This window comes from Shewanella sp. 1180_01, assembly GCF_052850535.1.
Map to the genome: position 1 here is coordinate 15,817 of NZ_VXCT01000037.1, position 25,037 is coordinate 40,853.

General features: G+C 45.2%; 19 protein-coding genes. 2 read left to right on the forward strand and 17 right to left on the reverse strand.

The genetic code is table 11. The annotated features are described in order from the left end of the window. Positions 1–52 precede the first annotated feature (52 nt). From FW758_RS17030 to FW758_RS17075, 10 genes are read right to left on the reverse strand one after another with little or no spacing between them, the layout of a single operon-like run. Complete coding sequence (locus FW758_RS17030) at positions 53–1,102, reverse strand: protein-glutamate methylesterase/protein-glutamine glutaminase (protein WP_446446001.1); 1,050 nt, start codon at positions 1,100–1,102, stop codon at positions 53–55. 3 nt (positions 1,103–1,105) lie between these two features. After that, a complete protein-coding gene (gene cheD, locus FW758_RS17035; RefSeq protein ID WP_446446002.1) occupies positions 1,106–1,726 on the reverse strand; it encodes a chemoreceptor glutamine deamidase CheD in 621 nt (206 codons plus the stop codon). Beyond that, the gene (locus FW758_RS17040; protein ID WP_446446003.1) at positions 1,713–2,558 is read right to left on the reverse strand and encodes a CheR family methyltransferase; all 846 of its coding nucleotides are present in this window, start codon (positions 2,556–2,558) and stop codon (positions 1,713–1,715) included. Before FW758_RS17040 ends, cheD begins: the two co-directional genes overlap by 14 nt. Further along, positions 2,559–4,553 carry a methyl-accepting chemotaxis protein gene (locus FW758_RS17045; RefSeq protein ID WP_446446004.1) on the reverse strand — a complete coding sequence of 665 codons (1,995 nt, stop codon included), beginning with the start codon at positions 4,551–4,553 and terminating at the stop codon, positions 2,559–2,561. Between the two features lie 5 nt (positions 4,554–4,558). After that, positions 4,559–5,071: a chemotaxis protein CheW gene (locus FW758_RS17050; protein WP_446446005.1), complete on the reverse strand. Its 513-nt coding sequence runs from the start codon at positions 5,069–5,071 to the stop codon at positions 4,559–4,561. A 10-nt stretch (positions 5,072–5,081) separates the two neighbouring features. Continuing rightward, the gene (locus FW758_RS17055; protein WP_446446006.1) at positions 5,082–7,241 is read right to left on the reverse strand and encodes a chemotaxis protein CheW; all 2,160 of its coding nucleotides are present in this window, start codon (positions 7,239–7,241) and stop codon (positions 5,082–5,084) included. Positions 7,242–7,258: 17 nt separating this feature from the next. Beyond that, entirely contained in the window at positions 7,259–7,624 is a 366-nt protein-coding gene (locus FW758_RS17060) for a response regulator (protein ID WP_446446007.1), read from the reverse strand. Between the two features lie 3 nt (positions 7,625–7,627). Then, the gene (locus FW758_RS17065; RefSeq protein ID WP_446446008.1) at positions 7,628–9,361 is read right to left on the reverse strand and encodes a SpoIIE family protein phosphatase; all 1,734 of its coding nucleotides are present in this window, start codon (positions 9,359–9,361) and stop codon (positions 7,628–7,630) included. An 8-nt stretch (positions 9,362–9,369) separates the two neighbouring features. Continuing rightward, positions 9,370–9,654, reverse strand: coding sequence for an STAS domain-containing protein (locus FW758_RS17070; protein WP_446446009.1), 285 nt, complete (start codon positions 9,652–9,654; stop codon positions 9,370–9,372). A 14-nt stretch (positions 9,655–9,668) separates the two neighbouring features. Further along, positions 9,669–10,811: a methyl-accepting chemotaxis protein gene (locus FW758_RS17075; RefSeq protein WP_446446010.1), complete on the reverse strand. Its 1,143-nt coding sequence runs from the start codon at positions 10,809–10,811 to the stop codon at positions 9,669–9,671. Positions 10,812–11,087: 276 nt separating this feature from the next. On the opposite strand from FW758_RS17075, the gene FW758_RS17080 reads away from it, so the two are divergent. Next, positions 11,088–13,793 (forward strand): acetate--CoA ligase family protein, encoded by a 2,706-nt coding sequence (locus FW758_RS17080; protein ID WP_012089264.1) that lies wholly within the window; start codon positions 11,088–11,090, stop codon positions 13,791–13,793. A 259-nt stretch (positions 13,794–14,052) separates the two neighbouring features. On the opposite strand, the gene FW758_RS17085 is transcribed toward FW758_RS17080, so the two are convergent. The 5 genes from FW758_RS17085 to FW758_RS17105 all read right to left on the reverse strand — a co-directional run bounded on the left by FW758_RS17085 (position 14,053) and on the right by FW758_RS17105 (position 21,345). Further along, positions 14,053–15,081 carry a GGDEF domain-containing protein gene (locus FW758_RS17085; RefSeq protein ID WP_259528897.1) on the reverse strand — a complete coding sequence of 343 codons (1,029 nt, stop codon included), beginning with the start codon at positions 15,079–15,081 and terminating at the stop codon, positions 14,053–14,055. A gap of 271 nt (positions 15,082–15,352) precedes the next feature. Further along, positions 15,353–16,978, reverse strand: coding sequence for a phosphoethanolamine transferase (locus FW758_RS17090; protein ID WP_446446011.1), 1,626 nt, complete (start codon positions 16,976–16,978; stop codon positions 15,353–15,355). 269 nt (positions 16,979–17,247) lie between these two features. Beyond that, positions 17,248–19,341: a prolyl oligopeptidase family serine peptidase gene (locus FW758_RS17095; protein WP_446446012.1), complete on the reverse strand. Its 2,094-nt coding sequence runs from the start codon at positions 19,339–19,341 to the stop codon at positions 17,248–17,250. 211 nt (positions 19,342–19,552) lie between these two features. Further along, positions 19,553–20,044, reverse strand: coding sequence for a MarR family winged helix-turn-helix transcriptional regulator (locus FW758_RS17100; protein WP_446446013.1), 492 nt, complete (start codon positions 20,042–20,044; stop codon positions 19,553–19,555). Then, a complete protein-coding gene (locus FW758_RS17105; RefSeq protein WP_446446014.1) occupies positions 20,044–21,345 on the reverse strand; it encodes a cation diffusion facilitator family transporter in 1,302 nt (433 codons plus the stop codon). The genes FW758_RS17100 and FW758_RS17105 overlap by 1 nt, the downstream gene beginning before the upstream one ends. Before the next feature lie 639 nt (positions 21,346–21,984). Here FW758_RS17105 and eco point away from each other — a divergent pair. Continuing rightward, positions 21,985–22,536 carry a serine protease inhibitor ecotin gene (gene eco, locus FW758_RS17110; RefSeq protein ID WP_446446015.1) on the forward strand — a complete coding sequence of 184 codons (552 nt, stop codon included), beginning with the start codon at positions 21,985–21,987 and terminating at the stop codon, positions 22,534–22,536. Between the two features lie 87 nt (positions 22,537–22,623). Here eco and FW758_RS17115 read toward each other — a convergent pair whose 3' ends face one another. Then, the gene (locus tag FW758_RS17115; protein WP_259211921.1) at positions 22,624–22,899 is read right to left on the reverse strand and encodes a hypothetical protein; all 276 of its coding nucleotides are present in this window, start codon (positions 22,897–22,899) and stop codon (positions 22,624–22,626) included. After that, on the reverse strand, positions 22,892–24,880 hold the full coding sequence (locus FW758_RS17120; RefSeq protein WP_446446016.1) for a RecQ family ATP-dependent DNA helicase: 1,989 nt from the start codon (positions 24,878–24,880) through the stop codon (positions 22,892–22,894). Before FW758_RS17120 ends, FW758_RS17115 begins: the two co-directional genes overlap by 8 nt. Between the last annotated feature and the right edge of the window lie 157 nt (positions 24,881–25,037).

A 25,037-nucleotide genomic window follows, 5' to 3' on the forward strand; every position in this document is an offset into this window, starting at 1 on the left:
TTGACTCACCGCCATATTGATGGTTACTTTTGAACTTCATTAAAAGCAGCAATCACAGTGAGCTTAAGTGATTAATAAGTTTGCTCGGCATCTGCGCTAACTCCACCACATAATCCACCGCGCGGCACTTTATCGCTTCCCTTGGCATACCAAATACCACACAACTTTGTTCATCTTGGGCAAAAGTGGTGACGCCTTTTTGGTGCAGCGCCACCATACCTTCGGCGCCATCTTTGCCCATGCCGGTTAATATCATCGCGCTGATATTGGGCGCTGCACATTGCGCCAAGGCATTAAACATCACATCGACCGACGGCCTGTGGCCGCTGACCTTTTCATCTTGGGTTAGTTTCACTTTATAACTGCCACCCACTTTGATGATCTCTAGGTGATGATCGCCAGGGGCAACATAGGCATAACTGGGTAAGAGTCGCTCACCGTGCTCCGCTTCTTTAACAGTGATCCGCGACAGTCGATTTAAGCGTTCGGCAAAAGTGCGGATAAAACCCGCAGGCATGTGTTGGGTGATCACTATCGGTGGCATAGCCGCAGGTAAATGCTGTAACACATACAAAATGGCTTCGGTGCCGCCTGTAGAGGCGCCTATCGCAACTACATGCTGGGTTAGGGTTGTATTGGCCAATACCGGCCGCTTACTCGACACTGGGCGTGTTGGCTCAACAAATTTTTGCGGTTTGATGATTTTGGCTTTCGCGGCGGATTTGATCTTATCTAAAATCAAATCCTGATAATCATGGATACCTTGGGGCGAGTCTAATTTCGGTTTCGGGATAAAATCCACCGCGCCTAAGGCTAAGGCGTTAAAGGTCGCATCCGCGCCCTGCTCGGTTAACGAAGAAATCATCACTACCGCTGTGGGTCTGGCTTTCATCAAACGGTCCAGAAAGGTTAAGCCATCCACTTTAGGCATTTCGATGTCTAAGGTGATCACATCGGGGCGAAATTGATTCACCATATCCTTGGCCTCAAAGGCATCGGCAGCTTGCCCAACCAGAGACAACTCAGGATCAGCCTCAATCATTTTACCGAGCAGGCTGCGCATCAGCGCGGAATCATCAACAACTAGCACTTTGATCGTCATAACTTAATCACCAAATAGTTCAACGTCGCCGCCCGTGGGGAGATTACGAACCCGTAAACGGTACTCGCTTTCTCGGTCAAGAATTGTGCTGTTATGCATAGCTTTAATTTTGCGGACTTTTACTTTGCCCGTATGGGGGAAAAAATACACTTTGCGCGGATACACATCGAGTAAATCGGCAGCCATTATGGGGATGTTTTCCAGATTGAGATATTCAATCACAAACTCGGCATTACGCTCGCCAATGTTGTGCACGGTAAAGCCACGTAACATATTGCCCCCCCCAAACACTTTCGCTTCGAGTGAATTACGCTGCGCGCCAAGCTTGAGCAAGTCGTTGATTAATAACTCCATCGCATACACACCGTAACGGGCTGAGTCGGCAAGCACCCCTGTGCAATTGCTGTTATCGCTTGGCAATAAGAAATGATTCATTCCGCCGATTTTGAGCTTAGGATCATACAAACACACGGACACACAGGAGCCTAACACTGTCACTATCATGGTATCTTCACGGGTGGCAAAATACTCGCCTGGCAAGATTTTCACAGCATCGCAACCAAAATGGTGGTCATGATAGCGATTAGGCTCTGAAATGGCATATTCGATATTAGGTTTTAGCACTCATGAGCCCCTTCACTGGCCGATAGGTTGTTTGGCCTACGGCAGTGATAATTTGTGGGAACATGTTGAAATTTTCAGAATGCCCCGCAATATAAAGCCCATCCTCGCTGAGGGAGTTCATCATGTGTTTTAAAATGACTTCCTGTGTTTCTTTATCAAAATAAATCATTACATTACGGCAAAAAATCACATCGACTGGTGTTTTTAACGACCAAAATGAATCGAGTAAATTGATGCGAATAAATTTGATCATTTGTTTTAATTCAGGCACCACGCGCACATTCCCCAACTGTGCTCCGCGTCCGCGGAGAAAAAACCGTTTCTTACGGATATCGCTGACAGTATCGATCCTGTCTAAGGGATAAATGCCCATTTCAGCCTTTTTAAGCACGCCACTGTCGATATCGGAGGCAATGATCTCGATAGGCGTTTTAAAACTGTTGAAATGTTCAGCGACGACAATGGCTATTGAGTAAGGTTCTTCCCCTGTGCTACTGGCAGCACACCAGATCCTGCGCGTATCAGGGTTATCGATTAAATACTGTTTTAACACCTCAAAGTGATGCGGTTCCCTGAAAAAAGCCGTTTGATTAGTGGTTAACGCATTAATAAATTCTTGATGCTCGTTTTCATGACTTAACAGGTGCTCAAAATAAGCCGAAAATCCGGCTAATTTCAATGTCCTAATCCGTCGCACTAAACGGCTATACACCATAGCATCCTTGCTATCGGCGAGCTTGATCCCCGCTAAGCGATATAGCGTCGTCCTTGCGGTATTAAAATGCACCGAGGTATAGGCAAACTCTCGATCCAATGGTTTATTTTCGCTCAATTAAAATTCTTCCCATTCATCTTGATCTTGCTTTATGGGCTTCATCGCATTGGTTTTAGGTTTATCTGTAGCCCTTGCTCTTGCTACAGGTTGTAGCTGCTTAAGGGGTTTCACCGCTTTCGCTTTAGGCGCTGCTAATCGCGCGTTACTGTGCCTTGGGGCTTCATCCTCATCGTCTACGCGAAAGCTGGCAACACTGTCCGACAGTTGTTGTGCTTGGGATTGCATACTTTCAGCTGCAGCGGCCGCTTCTTCAACCAAGGCGGCGTTTTGCTGCGTCATTTCATCCATTTGCACTACGGCTTTACTGATCTCATCGATACCTATGGCCTGCTCATTAGAGGCTGAAGCAATCTCCGCCATGATGTCGTTCACCCGTTTAATGGCGATGACGATTTCCTTCATGGTATCGCCGGACTTACCGACAAGGCTGTTGCCACTCTCGATTTTAGACACCGAATCTGAAATCAATGCCTTGATATCTTTAGCGGCATTGGCCGAACGTTGGGCTAAGCTGCGCACTTCTGATGCGACCACAGCAAAGCCGCGCCCTTGTTCTCCTGCCCGCGCGGCTTCTACCGCGGCATTAAGCGCTAAGATATTGGTTTGGAATGCAATACCATCGATAACACCAATGATGTCGGCAATCTTACGCGCCGATTCATTAATCGATGCCATGGTTTGCACCACTTGCTGGATAAGCTCACCACCGTCCACCGCGACTTCCGAAGCTTTGGAGGCTAACGCATTGGCTTGACTGGCGTTATCTGCATTGAGTTTCACTGTACCTGTGAGCTCCTCCATGCTGGCCGAGGTTTGCTCTAGGCTCGAAGCTTGCTCTTCGGTGCGGCTGGATAAATCGGCGTTGCCTTGGGCTATTTCTGCCGAGGCGGTATTGATGGTATCCGCCGCTCGCTGGATATCTTGGATCATGAAGGATAGCTTTTCAGCCGTTTGATTTGAGTAATTTTTCAAATCATTAAAGGTGCCTTCATAGTCGTTATAAATGCGGGTGGTGAGATCGCCATCCGCGAGCGCCATTAGCACGCGGGCCACATCTTGTAGTCCACGGTCCGAGGTTTCAATTAGCGAATTTAAGTTGTTCGCCAGCATCAGGAAGAAGCCCTGTTTGCCGTTTGTGTCCGCCCTTTGGGAGAAATCTCCCGCTGCTGCTGCGGTCACAATGCGGGAAATTTCTTGCTCAGTTTGCACTTCAATAGTGCGGTCGAGCCATTCAACCACAGTCCCTAAACGCTCGCCTTCTTTAGACACTATTGGGCTGGCCGTTAAACGGAAATGGCAACTAGCGACCTTAATCAGCGATTCATATTTGCGGTCTAATTTATCGAGTAAACTCGCCTGGTGGGCAGGATTGCGGTGGAAGATATCCATCGAACTACCGAGGATTTTATCCACAGAAAAATGCGGTAAGGCTTGCCGGATCTCACTTTCAGAATGGCGTAGCATAGTTTCGACCGAGCGATTCATATAAATGATCGTACGGTTAGCATCGGCTATCATAACGTTGGTACTGGTATTATTGAGCGCTTCAAGAATGCGTTGAGTTGCTCGCTCAGCTTCGATACTTTCGGTGCGATCTATCCACTCAACACCTGTGCCTAAGTGTTTATTTTCAGCCGTGATAATTGGCGTCAAAATCAACCTAAAGGTACGTTTGCCAATGGTGATTTGTGCAGTATGGGACTGAGTCAAACGTTCTAATAGATTGCGTTGATGCGCTGGATTTTTGTGGAAAATATCAATATTACTGCCGATCAGTTTAGCGACCGAAAATTGAGGTAACTCTTTACGAATATCGTCCTCGGCCTCTTGCAGCAAACGGACAACGGCTTTATTCGCATAGATGATATTGCGCTGACTGTCAGCAATCATGAAGCTATTGCCACTATTATCGAGTAGCTGAAAATAGCGCTGACGCTCTTCATCCCTTTGTTCACGCGCTTCATCATTGCCAAAAAATTTGAAGATACTCATTATTGTTACTCCTGATCAGTCAGACTATTTGCATCAATTAGACCCAGCTCATCACTGCTGATCAGAGCCTGAATATTTACTAAAATGATCATCTTATCCTCGACCGTGGCTAAGCCTTTGAGGTAGCGGCTATCGAACGCCACTCCAAATTCTGGGGCGGGTAAGATTTCCTCCGCTGATAGCTTAATCACATCGGAGACGGCATCGACCACTATGCCGACAATACGCTCGAACACGTTGAGCATAATAACGATAGTGAACTCGTTATAAGTGGCTGCTCCAACAGCAAACTTCATCCGTAAATCGACTATGGGCACTATGTCACCGCGCAGATTTAACACACCTTTAATAAAGCTGGGGGCGTTGGCGATTTTAGTGACAGGCTCATAACCGCGAATTTCTTTCACGGACATAATATCGAGGGCATAGTGCTCATCACCCAATACAAAGCTCAAAAACTCGACTTCATCCTGGGAACTGTATTCCACTTTGGCGGCCATGGTTGATCGACTCTCCATTTGCTGTTCCTTAATTTTTGATGTGCAATGCAAGCGATTCGACATCGAGGATCAAAGCAACGCTACCATCACCCATGATGGTGGCGCCGGAAACTCCGGGGATCCTGCGGTAATGTTTTTCAAGACTCTTGATCACGACTTGCTGCTGGCCAACTAAGGCATCAACGCACAGGCCAAAGCGCTTGTGGTTGCTTTCGAGCAATACCACTATGCCCTCTTCTGGCGTGCTAGCCTTGGGCTCAATCTCCATCAGTTGATGAAGATTAAGTAGAGGTAAGTACTCTTCACGCACTTTTAGGAGTCTTTCTTTGGCTAGAAATTTGAGTTGTTCGGTTTGCGGCTGAATGGATTCTATGATGTGTACTAAGGGTAAAATGTAGATCTGATTGCCAACAGACACACTCATACCATCGACAATCGCAAGGGTGAGCGGCAATTGGATCTCAAAGGTCGCGCCTTTGCCCTGCACTGAGTCGATATCGATTCTCCCTCCTAGGGCTTCAATATTTCGGCGCACCACGTCCATACCGACACCTCGACCAGACACGTCTGTCACTTCCTGCGCGGTTGAAAACCCTGCGGCAAAAATCAATTGCCAGACTTGCTTGTCGCTTGCATTCTCCGCGATAGCAATACCATTCTCTTTCGCCTTTTGGATAATACGCTCACGACTTAAACCTGCGCCATCATCGTACACAGCAATGACTATGCTGCCGCCACGTTGACTCGCTTTGAGAAAAAGTTGCCCAATTTCTGCTTTACCTGCTGCCAAACGAATGCCGGGTTTTTCGATGCCATGATCTAAGCTATTGCGCACTAAGTGGGTCAGCGGATCGACAAGCTTTTCAATCATGCCCTTATCAATTTCTGTGTTGCCGCCTTCAATCACGAGATTGACGTTTTTACCCAGTTGCTCAGAAAGATCCCTCACCAATCGATTGAAACGGTTAAACACAAAAGATACCGGCAGCATACGCACCGACATCACTGCCTCTTGCATTTCGCGAGTATTACGTTCCAATTCATTGAGTGCAGTCTTAAGCCGCTCGCCGATCTCGCCAGTCAACTCATTCCCGATTAGAGTCAACATAGACTGAGTTATGACCAATTCGCCTGCCAGATTGACCAGAGTATCGATTTTGGAGGTTTCGACCCTTAAGGTGGCATCCGGAGCTGACGCGGCGGTTTTTTTAGTCGCCGTTTTCACCTCAGCTTGAGTATTTTTTGGCGTAACGGCTGGATTGAGTGCTGCAGTTGAGCTTGGAGTTACCTTTGTACTTGCTGACACGCTGGTTGCTGGAGGTGCTTTGGGTTCTGTTTCCTTCTCTTTAAATATGCTACGTTTTGCTTGAGTATTAGCGGTCACCTTAACTTGATTCGCCCTATTAGTGGCAGGTTTAGCAGCCGCAGGTTCCACAGGTTTTGAGCTCAGTAATTCGATTTCATTGGCAAAGGATTCAGGGGTTAATGCCTCAAAAAAACCAAAACCCAATTCATCATCAGAGGCAGTAACTAACTGCTCTGCGGTACTATTAACACTGACACTAACCTCAGATGTTAAACTCTCAACGCTAATATCTTCAGCTTGATAAGCCTCTTCAAAAAATCCAAAGTCTTCACCTTCGATAACAATATCGCGCTCCATTTCATCTTCGAAAAATCCAAAACCCAGCTCATCCTCGGTTTCCACTGGTGCAGAAGGCTCTGCATTGAGAGTTGGTGTCACAGGGGGGTTAGCGACATCAGTGCCATTACGTACTGCAACCGATGAGCTAAAGGATTCGCCATTTAACGCTGCGACCAATTGGCTTTTACTGTACTCAACCTCCTGCCAATCAATTTGTTCTTCTTCGCGGTACAGACTCAAAATATGGGATAGCGTATCAACGGTACTCAGCAGTAAATCGATAATCGATGAGGTGAGTTGGAAGTTGCCCTTGCGGGTCATATCCAGCAGGTTTTCCATCACATGGGTGACACTGGTCAGTGCAGTAAAACCAAAAATACCACTGCCACCTTTAATCGAGTGGGCGGCACGGAAAATCGTGTTCAGTTCTTCAGGATCGGGAGAAGCAAGGTCCAATGCCAATAGCAATTGTTCCATATTTTCAAGATGTTCATGACTTTCTTCAAAAAAGACCTGATGGAACTCGGCCATATTGATGGACATAGCGCACCCCGTTGCAGTTAACCCAGCACTTTAGCCGTAATCGCTAACAGCTTTTGAGGATCAAAGGGTTTTACCATCCATCCCGTCGCACCTGCCGCTTTTCCTTGCGCCTTCATGTCATCGCCCGCTTCCGTCGTGAGCATAATGATCGGAATGCGCATAAATGCCGACATAGCACGTAAGGATTTAATTAAGGTCAGTCCATCCATTCGCGGCATATTTTGATCCGTCAGGATAAAATCAAATCTTTGCCCATTACAAAGATCAAGGGCTTCTCGGCCATCTTTGGCCAGTACCACTTGGTAGCTAGCCGATTTAAGGGTCGCTTCGACCATTTGTCGAATCGCAGCGGAATCATCAACCACTAATATTTTTTTACTCATGCCCTATTCCATTATGACTTTCGTTATATTTCCTGGTGATACTAATTCGTAGGTCTTAGATAATGTTTTCACCAGTGAGATACCGCGACCAGACAACTGAGGAATATCAGCAATGATGTTCTCATTACCCGTAAAACCTTTTCCACTGTCGCTCACACTAATATGTAACTCGTTTTTCGATGAGCGCCAGATAATGCTCACTTTCACCCAATCGTTTGATGTAAGTCTGTCAGCAAAACTGTCCCTAATACTATGGTACAGTTCGAAGCCTTCTGGATCGTTTTTTAGCCGTGAATCTAATTTTAGTACACCATGGTCAATGGCGTTGCTAAATAACTCTGCGACGACAGTAAAAACCCGTTGGCAGAAATGAGTGGCAAAGCCAAATATGCTTAAAAATTGATTTAATGAGCTTAAATAGTCAGCGCTGAGTAACATAGGTCCGGCGATGCTGACATTCCAACAAAACTCACCGTCCATAATAGATTGCACTCGGCTGACTTCTCGACTTTGATGCCAACTGCTTAGTTTCTCGAAATCTAAAGTGCAAATCGTAATATCATCTGCAATATTTTCAGTAGAGCAGTACTCATGCATATTTTCATTCAAATAATGGGTAAGGCCACCGGATAAATTAATAAACAACTCCTTTAATTTATCAATACCAAATGGGCGTTCTTCATGGGTATATTGCTCAATTAAACCGTCACTAAAAAGACAGGCATGGCCATTAATCGGTAAATCAACGGTAAAAATATCAGCAATAAACGTATGTGGCGGCAATATACCCAGTGCCATATTCGTCGATTTAAATTGTTCTATCGCTTTATGGCTATCTGAACTTAAAATATGTCGTTCTTCAATATCAGTATTCGGTAACTTGGCGTGTTCATCTGCCTGAATATACACAGGAGGCATACCGCCATTCCAAATGTGTAATTTATTGCGATTAAAATCGGCTTCCAAAATAATACAGGCTACGAATCTGTCTTCTGGATTCTCGCGATGAACCTTAGCATTCAGCTCGTAGATCAGCGTTATTAAAGAAAACCCCTTTGAAACCATAGCTCTAAATGTGCTCGCGACGCGCATAATCGGCATGGCTGCACTCAGGCCATGACCCGTTGAATCAGCGAGAATTAAGAAGAAATTGCCATTAGGTGCCATGCCATTAAGGATAATATCACCACTAAAATGGGCACTTGCTTGGCAGTAGGTCTGCACAAAATCAAAATCAGTATTATCAATATTAACTAAGTGCTCAAACAAATGCCGGGCCATGTGTTCTTCTCTGGCCTTCTCATAAAGCATTTTTTCGAGTTCAATTCTTTGTTGTTCGACTTTATGTTGTAGTTGCACACGGCTAAGTAAGCATTCAACTTTGTACCAAAATATTTCAACATTGATCGGTTTAACGACAAAATCTAATACCCCCATACTAAAACACGCTAACACGTTTTGGCTTTCTTTAGTCTCACTCATCACAATAACAGGCGTTTCTTTTTTTCCCTCGTTCAACTTATTCAGTAACGCTAGTGCAGTGCCATCTTTGAGCCAGTAGTTAATCAGGATTAAATCAACCGTATTTTGCGTTATTTCAAAAAATACCTCCTCGAGATCATTACAAACAATCACGTTGTAACCTTTGCCATGAATAAAGTCACTGATCCTCTGACTCGCAATAGCATCATCATCGACAACTAATATAAAATGTTCAGGCTGAGTAATCGATACCATAACGAGTGTTACTCTATGATGTATATTTTCTGCATATTGGCGATATTTAGGATTTCATTCGCCTGTCCATGTGCCCCTTTGACAGATGTTGAAATATGTAACTCCTGCGCCTTTCGATGCAGCAGTACCATCATGCCTAAAGCAGAACTATCCAAATAAAGCACTCGGCTAAAATCTAAAATAATATGATTAACCTCTGGGAGGATTAACATCTCTTGATAATCACTGGTAAATTTCTTGTGGTAATAAAAGTCAAAGCGCTCTGGCAATGAAATAACTTTAATATTTGACATTATGCTATCCCTAATTAAAAGAGTTCAATTTCACCACAGGTTATTTGATCCCTCGATACGGGATTATGCGTCTCCTGGCGTAGGCGACTCATTTGTGTCGAAATGTCATCACCTTGAATGCCAAACTCCTGTTGTGACATAGTGGCAACACGATTGAGGGACTCTTTTAAATGGCTTAAGGATTGATTGGTATAAATCAGACTTTGGGAGGTGATATCACTGAACTGCAAGCCACGGATCGTATCTGAAATGGCCTGTTCGAGTTCATGTGCCGATGAATCTATGCGTTCGATCACTTGAGAATCCTTCTCTGCTTTAACGATAATCTGCCTTAGCGCAGTATCAATATCCTTCTTTGCATCTATGATATAAGTCATATCTTGTGCAGCAACTTTACTTACGTGTACGGTTAATTGCTCAATCTGAGTTTGAATCGATCTAAGCTGTTTTTGAATGCCTTCACTAAAGCCTGCACTGCGAGTGGATAAAGCCCGCACCTCATCGGCCACAACCGCAAATCCCCTGCCCGCATCACCCGCCCGCGCCGCTTCAATTGCCGCATTTAAGGCGAGTAAATTGGTCTGGGAAGAGATCTGATCTATATCCTGCAAGGCCTTCATCGCTTGGGGCATAGACTCATAGATGAGGTTCACTTTCTCCAACAACTCCATGGTCGATGCCGACATTTCTATAGTGGATTGAATGAAGCGCTCTAACGTCATTGAGGTATTATTGGCAAATTGTTTCATTTGGTCTGAATGGAATAACTCAGCATCGTCAGTGCTTTGAACAAGAGCGGAAATGAACCCTGTTTGCTCGGTCATCAACCGCCCTAAGCCATCAAACGACTCTCCCAGCAGATTGACCGCATCGCCCTGCACCGCAAGTACGCTGTCAATGTTAGATCCACAACTGTTGAGTGTGGTGATCATTTCTTGATACAGACTGACGTGAGCTTGCCAATCGGCGGCAAGTTGGTTGTTTGAAGACTTATCATCATGCTGTTGAACTGACTGCATTTGCTTGTGCTGATAAAATTGCCACAGCAACATAATCAACACAGAAATAATCGGCCCCATAGCCCACAAGGTGATTAAACTCAGCAAATATCCAACGCCTGCCGCGAGCAACGCAACGACCCCATCCTTGTATGTCATATGGACTTCACAATAATTGTACAGTGATTAAAAAGTAGTTTCATATTGGGTGATTTTCAAACATGAAAGTGAAATTTTTCACATTGTTACGTGTCGCAATGCGGAAAATGCAGTTATCCCGCTTGAAATCCTTAGTATTGGGCACCAATCCTCAGTAAATCGCTGTAAATTCATGATTTGCTAATAAACTTGCCTTTATAGAACCCGAAACTTAACTGTGCAGTATTCATACCCTAGGTTACACTGGAAGCGTCATTGATTGGGATGGAATCGCTTATGAGTCAACGTACATTACACTCCTTATTTAAACCGACTTCCGTAGCCATTATCGGCGCTTCGAATACCGAGAAACGCGCGGGTAATGTGCTGATGAAAAACCTGCTCTCCAGTGGTTTTTCTGGGCCTATCATGCCAGTCACCCCTAAATATCGGGCTGTGATGGGCGTGCTCGCCTATCCCAATATTGAAGCGTTACCCATCAAACCCGATTTAGCTGTTATCTGTACCCGCGCTTGCCGTGTGCCCGCCATCGTTGAAACCCTGGCGCAATTTGGCTGTAAAGTGGCGATAATTATGGCGTCGGGCATGGCGCAGGAATTTAACGAAGATGGCGTGAGTCTGCTCGACCTGACCATGCAAAATGCCAAGCGTTACGGGATGCGTATTCTGGGGCCAAACAGCTTAGGTATGTTGCTGCCGCCATTAGGATTAAACGCCAGTTTAGCCCATGCCAGCGCCCTACCGGGTAAAATTGCCTTCGTGTCTCAATCGGCCGCCATTTGTACAACAGTACTCGATTGGGCTAATAACAAAGGTATTGGCTTTTCGTCCTTTATCTCTCTGGGCGATGCCACCGACATTAACTTTGACGAATTGCTCGATTACCTTGGTCGCGACAGTCGCACCAGTGCCATCATGCTTTATATCGATTCTGTGAATGAGAAACGCCATTTTCTCTCCGCTGCCCGAGCCGCCTCACGCAATAAACCGATTTTGGTGATTAAATCTGGCCGCAGCGCCGAAGGTGCCCGCGCCGCAAAATTGCATACGGGCGGTGTTGGCGGTAACGATGCCGTATATGAAGCCGCATTTCGCCGTGCGGGTATGCTGCGGGTTAACGACTTAATTGAACTTTTTGCCGCGGTTGAAAGCCTCGCGCATTCTAATCCGCTGCAAGGTGAACGCTTAGGCATTATCAGTAATGGTGGTGGCCCCGCGGTGTTAGCGGTGGATGAACTCATTATGCGCGGCGGTAAATTGGCTGAATTGTCAGATGACACCATAGCGAAATTAGAGGCCGTGTTGCCTAATACTTGGTCAAGGCAAAATCCCATCGATATTATTGGTGATGCGAACGCGTCACGATATGCTAAAGCCTTGACTATCTTGATGGATTCCAATGAGCTGGATGCCATTTTGGTATTACACTCACCTTCGGCGCTCGGTGAAAGCGTTGAAATCGCCGATGCCTTGATTAGCGTGATCCACGCGCATCCGAAAAAGAATCGCCTTAATATTTTGACCAACTGGAGCGGCGAAGACTCAGCCTATCAGGCGCGAAAACGCTTCACTAAAGGCGGCATATCCACCTATCGTACGCCCGAAGGCGCCGTGGGTGCTTTTATGCACATGGTTGAATACCGCCGCAACCAAAAACTGCTGCAAGAAGTACCGCAATCGATCCCCGACAATATTCCTACCGATAGCCACACGGCGCGCACATTACTGCAAGCGGCTCAAGCGAAAGGTAAATCGGTACTCGAAACCCACGAGGCAAGTCCTATTTTGCGCGCCTATGGACTGAACACGATAGACACTTGGTTTGTGAAAGATGCCGATGAAGCGGTCGCCATCGCTAATGAGGCGGGCTATCCCTTAGCATTAAAAGTGCAGTCTCCGAACATCTTGCATAAGTCCGATGTGCACGGAGTGATGCTCAATCTAACCTCGGCCGAAGATATCCGCCACGCCGCGAGTGCGATTACCCAGAGGGTGCATCAAGCCAATCCCGAAGCCATTATCGAAGGCATGATAGTGCAAAAGATGGCGTTGACCGCTGGCGCACAGGAAATCCGTGTTGCCGTAATAAGCGATCCCGTCTTTGGTCCAGCGATTTGTTTGGGTGAAGGCGGTTCTGAATGGGATCCCACTAATGACGCCGCCGTTGCCCTGCCGCCACTGAATATGGCACTGGCGCGTTACATGGTGATCCAAGCGTTAAAAACCCATAAGTTGAAGGACAGGCATTTACCGCTCGGTTTAGACATGAATGCCCTGTGCGTGATGCTAACGCAGATATCCCACATCATTATCGATTGCCCCGAAATCGCTTCGTTGGATTTAAACCCAGTATTAGCCGCGGGTGAAAACATCACGCTGCTTGATGTGAATATCCGTTTGCACGATGCCAATGCCGACAGTTCATCGCGCATGGCCATCATGCCGTATCCGAAGGAATTAGAAGAAGTTGCCGAGCTTAAAAATGGCCTAAAGGTGATGCTAAGACCGATTCTTCCCGAAGATGAGCCCAAGCATTTGGCCTTTGATAATTCGTTATCCGATGAAGACAGATACAAACGTTATTTTGGGGTGCGGTCGAAAATGACCCATGAAGAAATGGCGGTATTAACTCAAATCGATTACGCCCGTGAGATGGCCTTTATCGCCACCGCCAAAGGCCCCGATGGGGATGACATCACCTTAGGTGCGGTGCGTGCGTCCATCGACCCCGACAATACCGAGGCCGAGTTTGCCATGGCAGTGCGCGGCGATCATCAAGGAATAGGTTTAGGTAAGTTGTTGCTCGAAAAACTGATTAAGTATTATCAAGCTAACGATACGCCTGTGCTCACCGGCTTTACCATGTTCGAAAATCGCAATATGGCAAGCCTTGCCAAGAGTCTCGGTTTTAAGGTGAGCTTCGACATGGAGGAGCATTTGATCAAAATGCATATGGATTTAAAACCGCCCATTGATAAATAGCGCCTATCCAAACTGACAAAAACGCCGCAATGATTTGCGGCGTTTTGTTATCACATCTGCTGAAATCCATAGTACAACCACAAAGTTCAATTTTTATGCAACTTAGTCTTATCTATTAATCACTTAAAATGTCAGGATGCTTGAGAAGAGTATGGGTAATGAGCCTAAGTCGTGAACCATTGGCTGAATAAACGCAGCAAAATTAACCTGCTTATGGTAACTGAACCAGCAAAAACTCAGCCGTAAATCCCCTACCTATTTATCCTCTCACGCAGTTACGGCCTTCGGCCTTAGCTTGATACAGCGCTTTGTCGGCGCGGCTGAAGAGGGTTTCTGCATCGTCGCCTTGCTGTAATGAAGCGAGACCAATCGAAACAGTAATTGCGCCAAGGGAAAGCTTTTTGTCTTTCCCTATGGTTAAGCGGCGCTCAGAAATACGTTCCCGTAAATTTTCAGCCACTTGTAATGCATCGTGAAAATGAGTGTTCGGTAACACCACCACAAATTCTTCGCCGCCATAGCGCGCCACAAAGTCATCCCCTCGCACACATTGTTTTAAGGCTAATGCGACATAGGCCAACACTTTATCGCCGGTTAAATGGCCATAGGTATCATTAAAAGCTTTAAAATTATCGATATCGATCAGCAAAAGACTGCAACGGGTTTGGTGATCTTGGGAGAGGTAGATTTGATCTTGAATACTTAACTCATAGGCACGGCGATTGTGCAGCGAGGTTAATTGGTCAGTCATCGCTGCCAGGCTCAGGTTTTCCATTTCCGATTTAAGATTTTGCACTTCTTGGCCCATGGTGCACAGGCTTTGCTCCATCTCACGGTTGTTGATGAGTAGCATCTGCATTTCATCGACTACACCGTCAACCAGCTCGTTTAAGGTATTAATGTCGGGATTCGTCTGTAGGCGTAAACCAAACTCGGCTAATGAACCTGAAAACGCCGCGGTGCCTTGACTCAACTGGCTGATTTTACTTAACAAACTATTGATCAGGATTTGCGTTTCAATCTGCACATTTTCAATCACTTCGGGTGACTGTTCTTGAATAAAGTTCTTATACAGGCTGGTGTTGACCTCCTTGGTAAAAGAGACCGAATTTGCCAGAAAGCCATCAATCGCACGGTTTAAATCGAGATTTGTCCCTGCAAAATATTCATACCAAACAGTGTAGTTTTCAGGTGTAACGGGGATATCGAGGGCAGACATTTGCGGTACGGCCAAACGCAAAATTTGCGCGGCAGAATCAAGCTCTTTATTTTCTGCAGTAGAAGACATAAATCGCGAACCATAGACTTGTTATGTTTTTGTATGCATTAAGTTAACTCAAGTGCTTCAGTTTGGATATGGGAGAAATCAATTATTATGATAGGGAGCAAAAGAAAAGAGGATGTTGCCATCCTCTTTGAAGTTCATACTTGGAACGACTACGACAAACTAACGAGGTATCACTCAATAACTTATGGCCAGTAGATCATACTGAGTCACAAGATAACATTGAGTCGCACGATAATGTTAGCGACTCAATATTGACGAGTTAATGGGTTAATTAACCTCGGCAACTGGCAAAGATATCTAACTTAGGCTGATATACCTCGGTCTTGACATTCATTAGGCCTAAAAGACTGTCGAATAAATTGTCATGGGAGAAACCGCCCTTCGCCGCGTGCTCAGCTAAACAGGCCATGTCTAATTGGTTATCTTTACTAAAGTCCTCAGATACCCAAGCAAGCATAGGAATACTCGTCTGTTCAATTGGCGCAATGCTGTAAGGTGCGCCATGTAAATACATGCCCTTCTCACCTAAAGACTCGCCGTGGTCGCTGAGATACAACATGGCAGGATCAAATTTATCTTGCTGATTTTGTAACTTTTTCACCACTTCGCTGATGATGTAGTCAGTATATAAAATGGTGTTGTCGTAGGTGTTCATCAGCTCATCTGGGCTACAGTTTTGGATATCGCTGCGCTGACAATCCGGTGTGAACTTACGGTGCTCCGGTGGATAACGTAAGAAATACGTCGGTCCATGGCTACCAATCACATGCAACACAATCACAGTATCTTTGCGTTCTGCAGTGGCCAAGGTTTCATCTAATTTGTTGAGTAACACTTGGTCGAAACAATATTGGCCAGTACACAACTCAGGATCGCTGTTCAAATCAATCGTAATGTTTTCAACTTGATCGCACACGCCTTTACAACCAGAGTCATTGTCAAACCACTGCACTTTAATCCCGCCATGGTTCAACACATCTACCGCAGTATCTTGGGCATAGGCACGGCGAGAATCGTAATCTTCCCGTCCCATGCGCGAGAACATGCAAGGAAGAGAAACAGCCGTTGCAGTGCCACATGAACTGGTATCTTTAAAGACAATCAAGCCTTGATCTTGGGTATGGGCGTTGGTTGGCTTGTCATAACCATAATACTGATAATTCATAGACCGCGCGGTTTCACCGACCACAAGCACTAATAAGTTAGGTTTACCATTAGGGTTGGCACTGACATTTTTGGCATCAAGACCCAGTTGCTGATATTCAATCGGCGTTTGCAAATAATGCACATTAATGTACTTAGACGCAGCGCCAATAAAGTACGTCGGCACGATATAACGTTTTAGCTCGTCGTTGTTGCGGCCAAAGGCGGCATAATCTTGGAAATAAAAGAAAGCAATAATGCCGAGTCCCGCCAACATCGCCAGCATAAACAGCACTTTATGCAGTAACTCTTTGAAGAAAGGCTGGTACTGAATATCGGCCTTATAGATAAGATACGCAGGTAAAATCCCTGTCAGTACCATATTCATTATCGAAGCAAAATTCACATACATCAGCGCTTCGGCATGATTGGTTTGAAAGGTGTTTTCTATCATGCCGTAATCAAACACGACATTGTATTGATAGGCGGCGAAGAACACACTCGATGACAATAAGGTGAGTATGATGAAAAACGGCTTAACGAGGTACTTCACCGTAAATAAGGAAAACACAAAACTGAGGGCAAAGGCTAAAAACAACGGCATAGTAGCGATGAAGATTGGATCGACATCCGGTTGTTTTTCGATGCCTTTTTTAATGATGCCAAATAGTGGGATATTGAAAATACAAACGTAAAATAACGCTGTGATAAAAGTGAATCGATTCACCGATAGAGTCTTAAATCTTGCTAGCACTGATAGCTCTCACTCAAATTAGTTGTATGCCGAGACTAACTTACAATTCTTAAGGTAATCTTAGGCTGTAACGGTCAAATTTTTTCGCCATAGTAGCAAGCTCTTGGTAATGGCTCAAATTATCTGTGGATAATGTTAACAATTAAAAAACAAAGTAAAAAAAACGGCCGAACCTCAATCAGTTCGACCGTTTTTTGCTCCCCAACCTATTAGGGCATTGCTCGGCTTTATCACCAACTTGTTAACAACTTATGTTAACCCGGCGGTGATTATCGTAATTGCTGTAGTAAGTAGGCAAACGCCATTGAATTAAGTTCCGCAGCTTGATTATTATCTGCAGCGCCGGCGTGGCCCCCTTCGATATTTTCGTAGTACAACACATCAATCCCCATGTCTTTCATCTTAGCGACCATCTTACGGGCGTGACCTGGGTGAACCCTGTCGTCACGGGTAGAAGTAGTGAAAAAGACCTTTGGATAATGCACGTCTTTATGCAGATTATGGTACGGAGAGTAGGTTTTAATGTACGCCCATTCCTCAGGAATATCTGGGTTACCGTATTCGCCCATCCAGCTAGCACCTGCTAATAACTTATTGAATCTAAACATATCAAGTAAAGGTACTTGGCACACGACAGCATTATAAAGATCTGGTCTGCGGGTAAATGCCGCGCCCATTAACAGGCCGCCGTTGCTGCCGCCTTGGATGCCTAAATGTTTGCTTGAGGTGATTTTACGGGCAATCAAATCCTCAGCGATTGCCTCAAAATCCTCATAGGCTTTATGTCGATTTTGCTTTAACGCCGCTTGATGCCAAGCAGGGCCGTATTCGCCACCGCCACGAATGTTGGATAACACATAGACGCCGCCCTGCTCTAACCAATTCTTCCCAATGGTGGCCGAATAAGAAGGACGCAGCGACACTTCAAACCCGCCGTAGCCGTAAAGTAGCGTAGGATTGGTGCCATCTAACTTAAGATCCTTAGCCATCACCACAAAATAAGGCACTTTAGTGCCATCTTTAGACGTCGCAAAGTATTGCTCGGTTTTAAACTTGTCCGCAGCAAACTGTTGCGGCATACCTTTAATTTTCTTTGGATTTAAGGTTTTGGCATTCACAGTGTAGAGACTTGAAGGCTCAAGAAAACTAGTGTAATTCACGAAGAAATCATCACTGTCTTGCTCAACATCCATTACAGTCAAGGCGCCATTCGCTTCAAACGGTACGTGAGTGCTCTGCCAAGCGCCCTTTTCGTCTTGCTCATAACGCACTAATTTACTTTTCACGTTATCGAGCCAATTAACAAAAATTGCACTCTTGCTAAAACTGAGCTGCGCAATCGATGCGGTTTGAGTCGGGCTCACAAATAAACTGAACTTGGCTTTTTGAGCGATAAGATCCGCCACATCGGCATACACGACCGCGCCTTGCTTAAAGTTGCCGTCTTGATTGGTTAAATCGCTCTTTAACTCAATGAATAACTTACCTTTGAAATAACCTTTAATCTCAGCATCTTGCGGTAAGGGCAATCCAATAAGTTTACCGTCTTGGTACACATATTGGCTGGCGGTATAAAAAGTATGCGCTTCGGTGACTAAACTCAGTGGGGTTTTGTCATCGAATAACACCCAGCCTGAGACTGCAACTGAAGCCTTATCGCCGGTAAAAACAGGCTTAGCTTGGTCGAGTGGCGTGCCGCGTTGCCACAGTTTAAGGCCCCTTGGATATCCAGAATCCGTCATGCTTTGGCCATCACCAAAATCAGTACCGACAAAGGCGTGATCTTTATCTATCCAGCTCAGGCTCGATTTGGCTTCTTTTAAAAAGAATGGCTTATCTTTGGCAGCAACAAAGGATTTAGTGTTGAGATTAAATTCACGCACTTCCACCGCATCGGCACCGCCGCGAGACAATGAGACAAAACAGCGCTCATTTTCGGGATATTGACAGCTAATATCCTTAAATACCCAATTGACGGCTTCGGCTTTACCTAAGGCATCGATATCGAGCACGGTTTCCCATTTAGGATCGGCCTTGGCATATTCTTCCATTGTGGTGCGACGGTAAATGCCGCGCACCTGGGTGTCATCTTTCCAAAAGTTGTATAACTTGTCGCCAATATGAGTGGCGTAGGGAATGCGTTCTTTATCGTTCAGGATGGCGAGGCTATTCGCCACTAAGGTATCAAAACCTTTGAAGGCTTTAATTTCGGCGGCCGATGTGGCATTTTGGGTTTTTACCCATTCCATAGGCTTAGCGCCTTCAACATCTTCCAACCAAATATATTTATCTTCTTCTGCGTGAAGTTGACCGCTCATTCCGAGCACTCCTGCAATGCACCAAGGCAGTAATTTATTATTCATTCTATTCCTTTTATACAAAGTCCATCTTGAGATCTGCCCTTACATTACCTTAATTAATATCCAGTTCAACTATTAATCCAACAAGAATGTAACAAAAGGTAAGGTACTGTAATAGCTGATGATTAATCTAGAATGAATCGCGTTTTTAAAGATGTCGTGCTATAAAAAAGCGTCCACGAGGGACGCTTTTTAGTCGATGACGTAAGGTAAATTAAAACTCGTTATTCATGCGTGACAGCAAATTAAGCAGCACGATTCGTTCCTCACTGCTCATTTTTGCGGTGAGATCTGTGGTGAGTTGTAGATGCAGAGCATCATGTTCAAGGAACAAGGCTTGCCCCTTATCGGTTAACTCCACCAGAATCGAACGGCGATCGGTTTCATGGGGGCGTCGCACGACCCACTGTGCCTCCACCATTTTATCGATTTGAACCGTTAATGTGCCCGTTGTGACACCAATCTTGTCCGCCAATTCCTTCATCCGCATGGCGCCATGCACGCCAAGTAACTCAATCGTGTGCACCTGCGACAGACTAAAACCTTTGTCACGTACAATGGCATGCTCCCAAGATGACAGCTTTTCGTAAAATTCAATAATCACATGATTTAATGCATGATCAGTTGAATGTCCAGCTGTTGAGTGAGCAGTCGTATGTGGCTCACTTGAATGCAGGTTTGATAAATGATGATGTTCAACAGTCATTAGGCTTCCTTAGCCATACACTCGCGCTGACGGCAAGTATGGAGTTCAATGGTGATATGGGCCAACTCAGGAAATTGTGACAGTAACTGATTAAAATAACTGACATCTTTCGGTGAATGGGACACGATGGACACCATAATAGCATGGTGATCGGCGCTCACTCGCCAAAGATGTAAATCGGCCACTTGATGATCCGGCACGGCCTCAAGAGTTTCCACGACCTTACGCTGCAATGATGCTTTAACGCCGCCGTCCAGCAAAATAGGGCTGGTTTGCTGAATGAGTCCCCAAGACCAACGGCTGATAATCACAGCGCCGACAATCCCCATAATCGGGTCGAGCCAAGTTAGTCCCATGTATTTACCAAACAACAAGGCAGCGATGGCCAGCACCGACGTTAACGCATCGGCCAGTACGTGAAAATAGGCCGCACGTAAGTTGTGATCATGGCCACCGTGGGCTTTCTGGCTCTCATGCACATGCTCATGCTCATGCTCATGCTCATGCTCATGCTCATGCTCATGCTCATGCTCATGCTCATGCTCAGCACTATGTTGATGGTCCTGTTCATGTTGGCAATGGCTGTGATCATGATGACTTTCATCGTGTGCATGTGAGTCATGGTGCGGGTGCAGCTCCGCATCATGTGAATGCGCTGTATGGGCATGATCGTCATGGGGGTTTGCTTGGCTGTTATGATGCGCGTGAGCATGTTCGTCTTCATGATCATGGTCGTGACTATGATCATGACCGTGACTATGACCATGAGCGTGCCCATGGTCGTGGGTATGATGATCTTTAAGTAAAAACACACTCAGTATATTGACGCTTAAACCAATAACGGCCACAAAAATAGCTTCGTTGAAATGAATTTGCTCAGGACTGATCAGCCGCATTCCCGATTCAATCAACATCACCAATGCCACTAAACCTAAGGCTATTGCACTGGTGTAACCGCCAAGCACACTCACCTTACCTGTGCCAAAGGCAAAGGCAAAGGCAGGATCGTTAGCGTGTTTACGAGCATAGGAATAGGCAAACAGGGTGATCATAAAGGCCGCTGCATGGGTGCCCATGTGCCAACCGTCGGCGAGCAATGCCATAGAACCGTAAATGGTTCCGGCAGCAATTTCTGCCACCATAGTGATCACAGTTAAATACAGTACATAGCGCGTGTTCTTTTCGCCATCGCGGTTCTGACTCGAAAAGTGATGGGAGTGTTGCCACTGGGCGAGTGAGTGCTCTTGGCGGTGGGCAGTAGCTTGATGCCCTGTCGCTTGCTCGGCTGTAGTTGATTTCATTGTGTAATTCCTACTCCATGTCCATCGCTATCAATGATAAAAAACGTGTTGCCAGAATTATAGTTTGAAAATCAAAATATATGAAGATCAAATTAACCATTTATCAAGATATACCGTTTTCAAACTTTTAAACATACATGCGGATCCCCATAATGCACCAGTACTCCTGTCACGAGTCGAGACGCTGATATGTGAATTAAGATAGGCAGCTAGACTAGGCAAAGGATATCAGGCAAGGTTTAATGGATTAGCGTTTGATTTATGTGTGAAAACAGCTGAGTCAGCAGAGTAAGATTGGCTTTATTGCAGCCTTACGCAGTTGTAGAAAGACTCAGAATCGGTTTTTCAGAACGAGTTGAAATCCAAGTTTTAAGGTTTTTATCTAGGCTGTTTCGTATATTTTTCGCATGATATGAGTCATTAAACAGCCACAGCAAATAATTGAAATAGCACCGAACTTAACATAATAAGTCATTTGAAAGAGAAATTAACCCTTATTATTCAGATGGATAAAAATTATTTGGGTAAAAATCGATTTTTTATTGAATAATTTAACCCTTTTTTATCTCTGCCGCGTTTATAGGGGAAGAACAACGACAAACTTGTCGACATCCATTCAGTTCGATTAGGAGAAACAAGATGAAATTGAAGACCTTATTTAGCGTTAGCACTGTTCCCCTTGCATTTGCATTATTGTCATTCAATGCTGCGGCAGTCAGCCCGCCACACCCAACAGGATTAGATGCGCCTATGATCAGCATTCAACGTTTTGACTCAAAAGATTACAGCACACAGGAAGCGACTAAGATGTTCCCTACTCCGGCGGCTGGTATGGTGCAGCACATTTTGAGTTTGCCTAAGTTAGAAAACGAAGATGATTACATGATAGAAATCCAAATTGGCCAGACTCAAATGGTCGATTGCAATAAGCATGGATTAAACGGGGAATTGAAGGAACTGACAGTACAAGGTTGGGGTTATAACTACTATCAAGTGGATGAAATCGCTGAAGGGCCGAGCACTATGATGGCCTGTTTCGAACTGGCGAAGAAAGAGGCTTTTGTACGTATTCCGGGTGAACTGAAAATGCGCTACGACAGTCGTTTACCTAAGGTATTTTATCTACCAGAAGGCGCGGAACTGCGTTTCAGAACGTGGAAAGTGGATTCAACCTATCAATATTCCAAGTAAGTAGCACGATTTTAACGCTCGAGTCATCAATCGAATGCGCTTCGAGTCTTTGCTGGTTGATAAAAGCAAAGACTCGAAGAACATTAACTAGAATCGTTTAATTCTAACGACTTGCATGATTTCTATTTCAAAACCCGCCACAGTTTCTGTCTCTGGGTAATAGATGACATTGATCTTTTGCCCTTGCAGATTACGATATTTTTTCACCCGTCTGAATTTAAACGGTACATCACAATCTTCAATCATAACAGTATGTTGTACCCAGTCAGCCTTTTCCCTTTGCATATGGGAAACCACAGTCACACCTTCAGAGTGAACTAAATGTTCATGGGTGGCTAACATCTTTTTTACGGCCTTATTCATGTTCAACTCTTTTATCATCTAGTTGCGACAACAGTGACTCAACTTTCTGTTTAATTTCAGCATATCTCAATTTTTCACAGCGGCCGAAGCCACTTAACTTACGCACTTGAAAACGACTCACTAAAGGAACCGACATGCCAGCGAGGCAACGACAATAGGTATCGAGTGACAAAGCATCAATGCCTTTAGCCGTTAAATGATGTTTCAACTCACGCAAATCAGCCAATATCTGCTGATCTGTCGGCCAAGTCGGTTCCGTCGAATAGCGCAACTTAGCAATATTGCCGCGGCAAACACTGCAATGACCGCAGACCGCTGGCGTCTCATTATCATCAAAATAACGGGATAGATTGTGGCTTAAGCACGTCTCAAGCTCAAAAAAGCGGACTAACTGTGCTATTCGCGCAATTTCTTTCTGCTCTTTATCAATAAAATAATGGTACAGCTCATCGATGAGTTCGGGACGCGCTAATGCGGCAACATCCACCCGATAAACATCGGTAATTCGTTTAGTCTCTAATTCAATCAACTGATGTTCAGCTAAATATTCCAGCGCGGCTAACACGCGGCTGCGCTCATGACCCGTCGCACTGTACAAGGCATCAAAATCTAACGCGCCCCATATTTTCTTCATCTGCGTATGATTAAAAATCTGCGTCAAAAACGCCTGCCGCTCGGGATTAAATCGGCTCAGAATGGCGTGTTTGTCGACCAAAAACTTGTAATTAACGTCAGCGTAGTAAGCGAATAACGGCTTAACCACACCTAAAATTTCTAGCTGCACAAGTAACGTTTTTAACGGTAACTGGCGAATATTACTCGCCGTCGACACGCCATTGAGCTGACATTCCCACTGACCGGAATCTTGTTCAAGTCGAATAGCCTCAATGACTTGTGTTATACCTTCTCGCTCCGGCGTATCGCCATACACAAAATTTTCAACGGTATTGAGCCCGTCAAGATTGGCCAAAGTGACACAATGGGATAACGCACCATCACGCCCTGCTCTGCCGATTTCTTGGCTGTAGTTTTCAATGGATTTAGGCAAATCGTAATGGATCACAAAACGAATATTGCTCTTATCGATTCCCATGCCAAAAGCGATGGTTGCCACTACCACTTGCAGCTTATCCTGCATAAAATCATTTTGAATTTGTTGACGTTTTTCATCTTCAAATCCAGCATGATAGGCACTGGCGACTATACCTTGTTGGCTCAAAAGTCGTGCGACCGTTTCGGCGGTTTGCTGCAAAGTTACATACACAATGCCGGCACCTAAGAAAGATGCAATCTGCTGAACCAGTAAGGCATTCTTCTCTTGCGTTGATACAGGCAGAACAGTCAAATCTAAATTGGGTCGATAAAATCCCGTTTGCACTATGTGTTCAGGCGCAATATCAAAGCGCTTGGCCATATCCAGTTTCACTTTACGTGTTGCTGTGGCCGTCAATAACAGTACCAATGGGATCTCAAGCTCACGCCGATAGTCGGGCAATTTAAGATAATCGGGCCGAAAATTATGGCCCCACTCTGAAATACAATGCGCCTCATCGACGACCAGCATGGACAGCGGAACCGATTGAATAAATTGCCGAAAACGTTCATTTTTGAAACGTTCCACCGACACCATCAAGATTTTCAGCTTGCCAGAGCGCGCATCAGCCATCACTTGCTGACTCTGCTCGGCGCTTAAGGTTGAATCTATGCTGGCCGCATGAATTCCCTTAGATTGTAAAAACTCCAGCTGATCTTTCATCAAGGCGAGTAAAGGCGAAATCACTAAACTCAAATGGGGTAACTGCAATGCTGTAAATTGATAACAAAGGGATTTACCTGAACCCGTCGGAAAAATCGCTAAACTCGACTTCCCCGCCAACAGTTGTGTTATCGTTTGTGCTTGGCCAGGCCGAAATTCAGAAAACCCGAAATCCTGCTGCAACAAACTAATGTATGGATTGGTTTCTGGAATGGGATTGAACATCAACCGTCCTTTACACTCATCCTTACCACCCAAAAAATTTGGGTATACCGCAAGAAAAAGATTCAGCATTAAGTGAGTCGACTAGTCTAGCAAATTTTGAGGTACTTTACGGAGTTAATTACCGACAACTGAGTTTTGGAGCTGAATTTATCGGTTG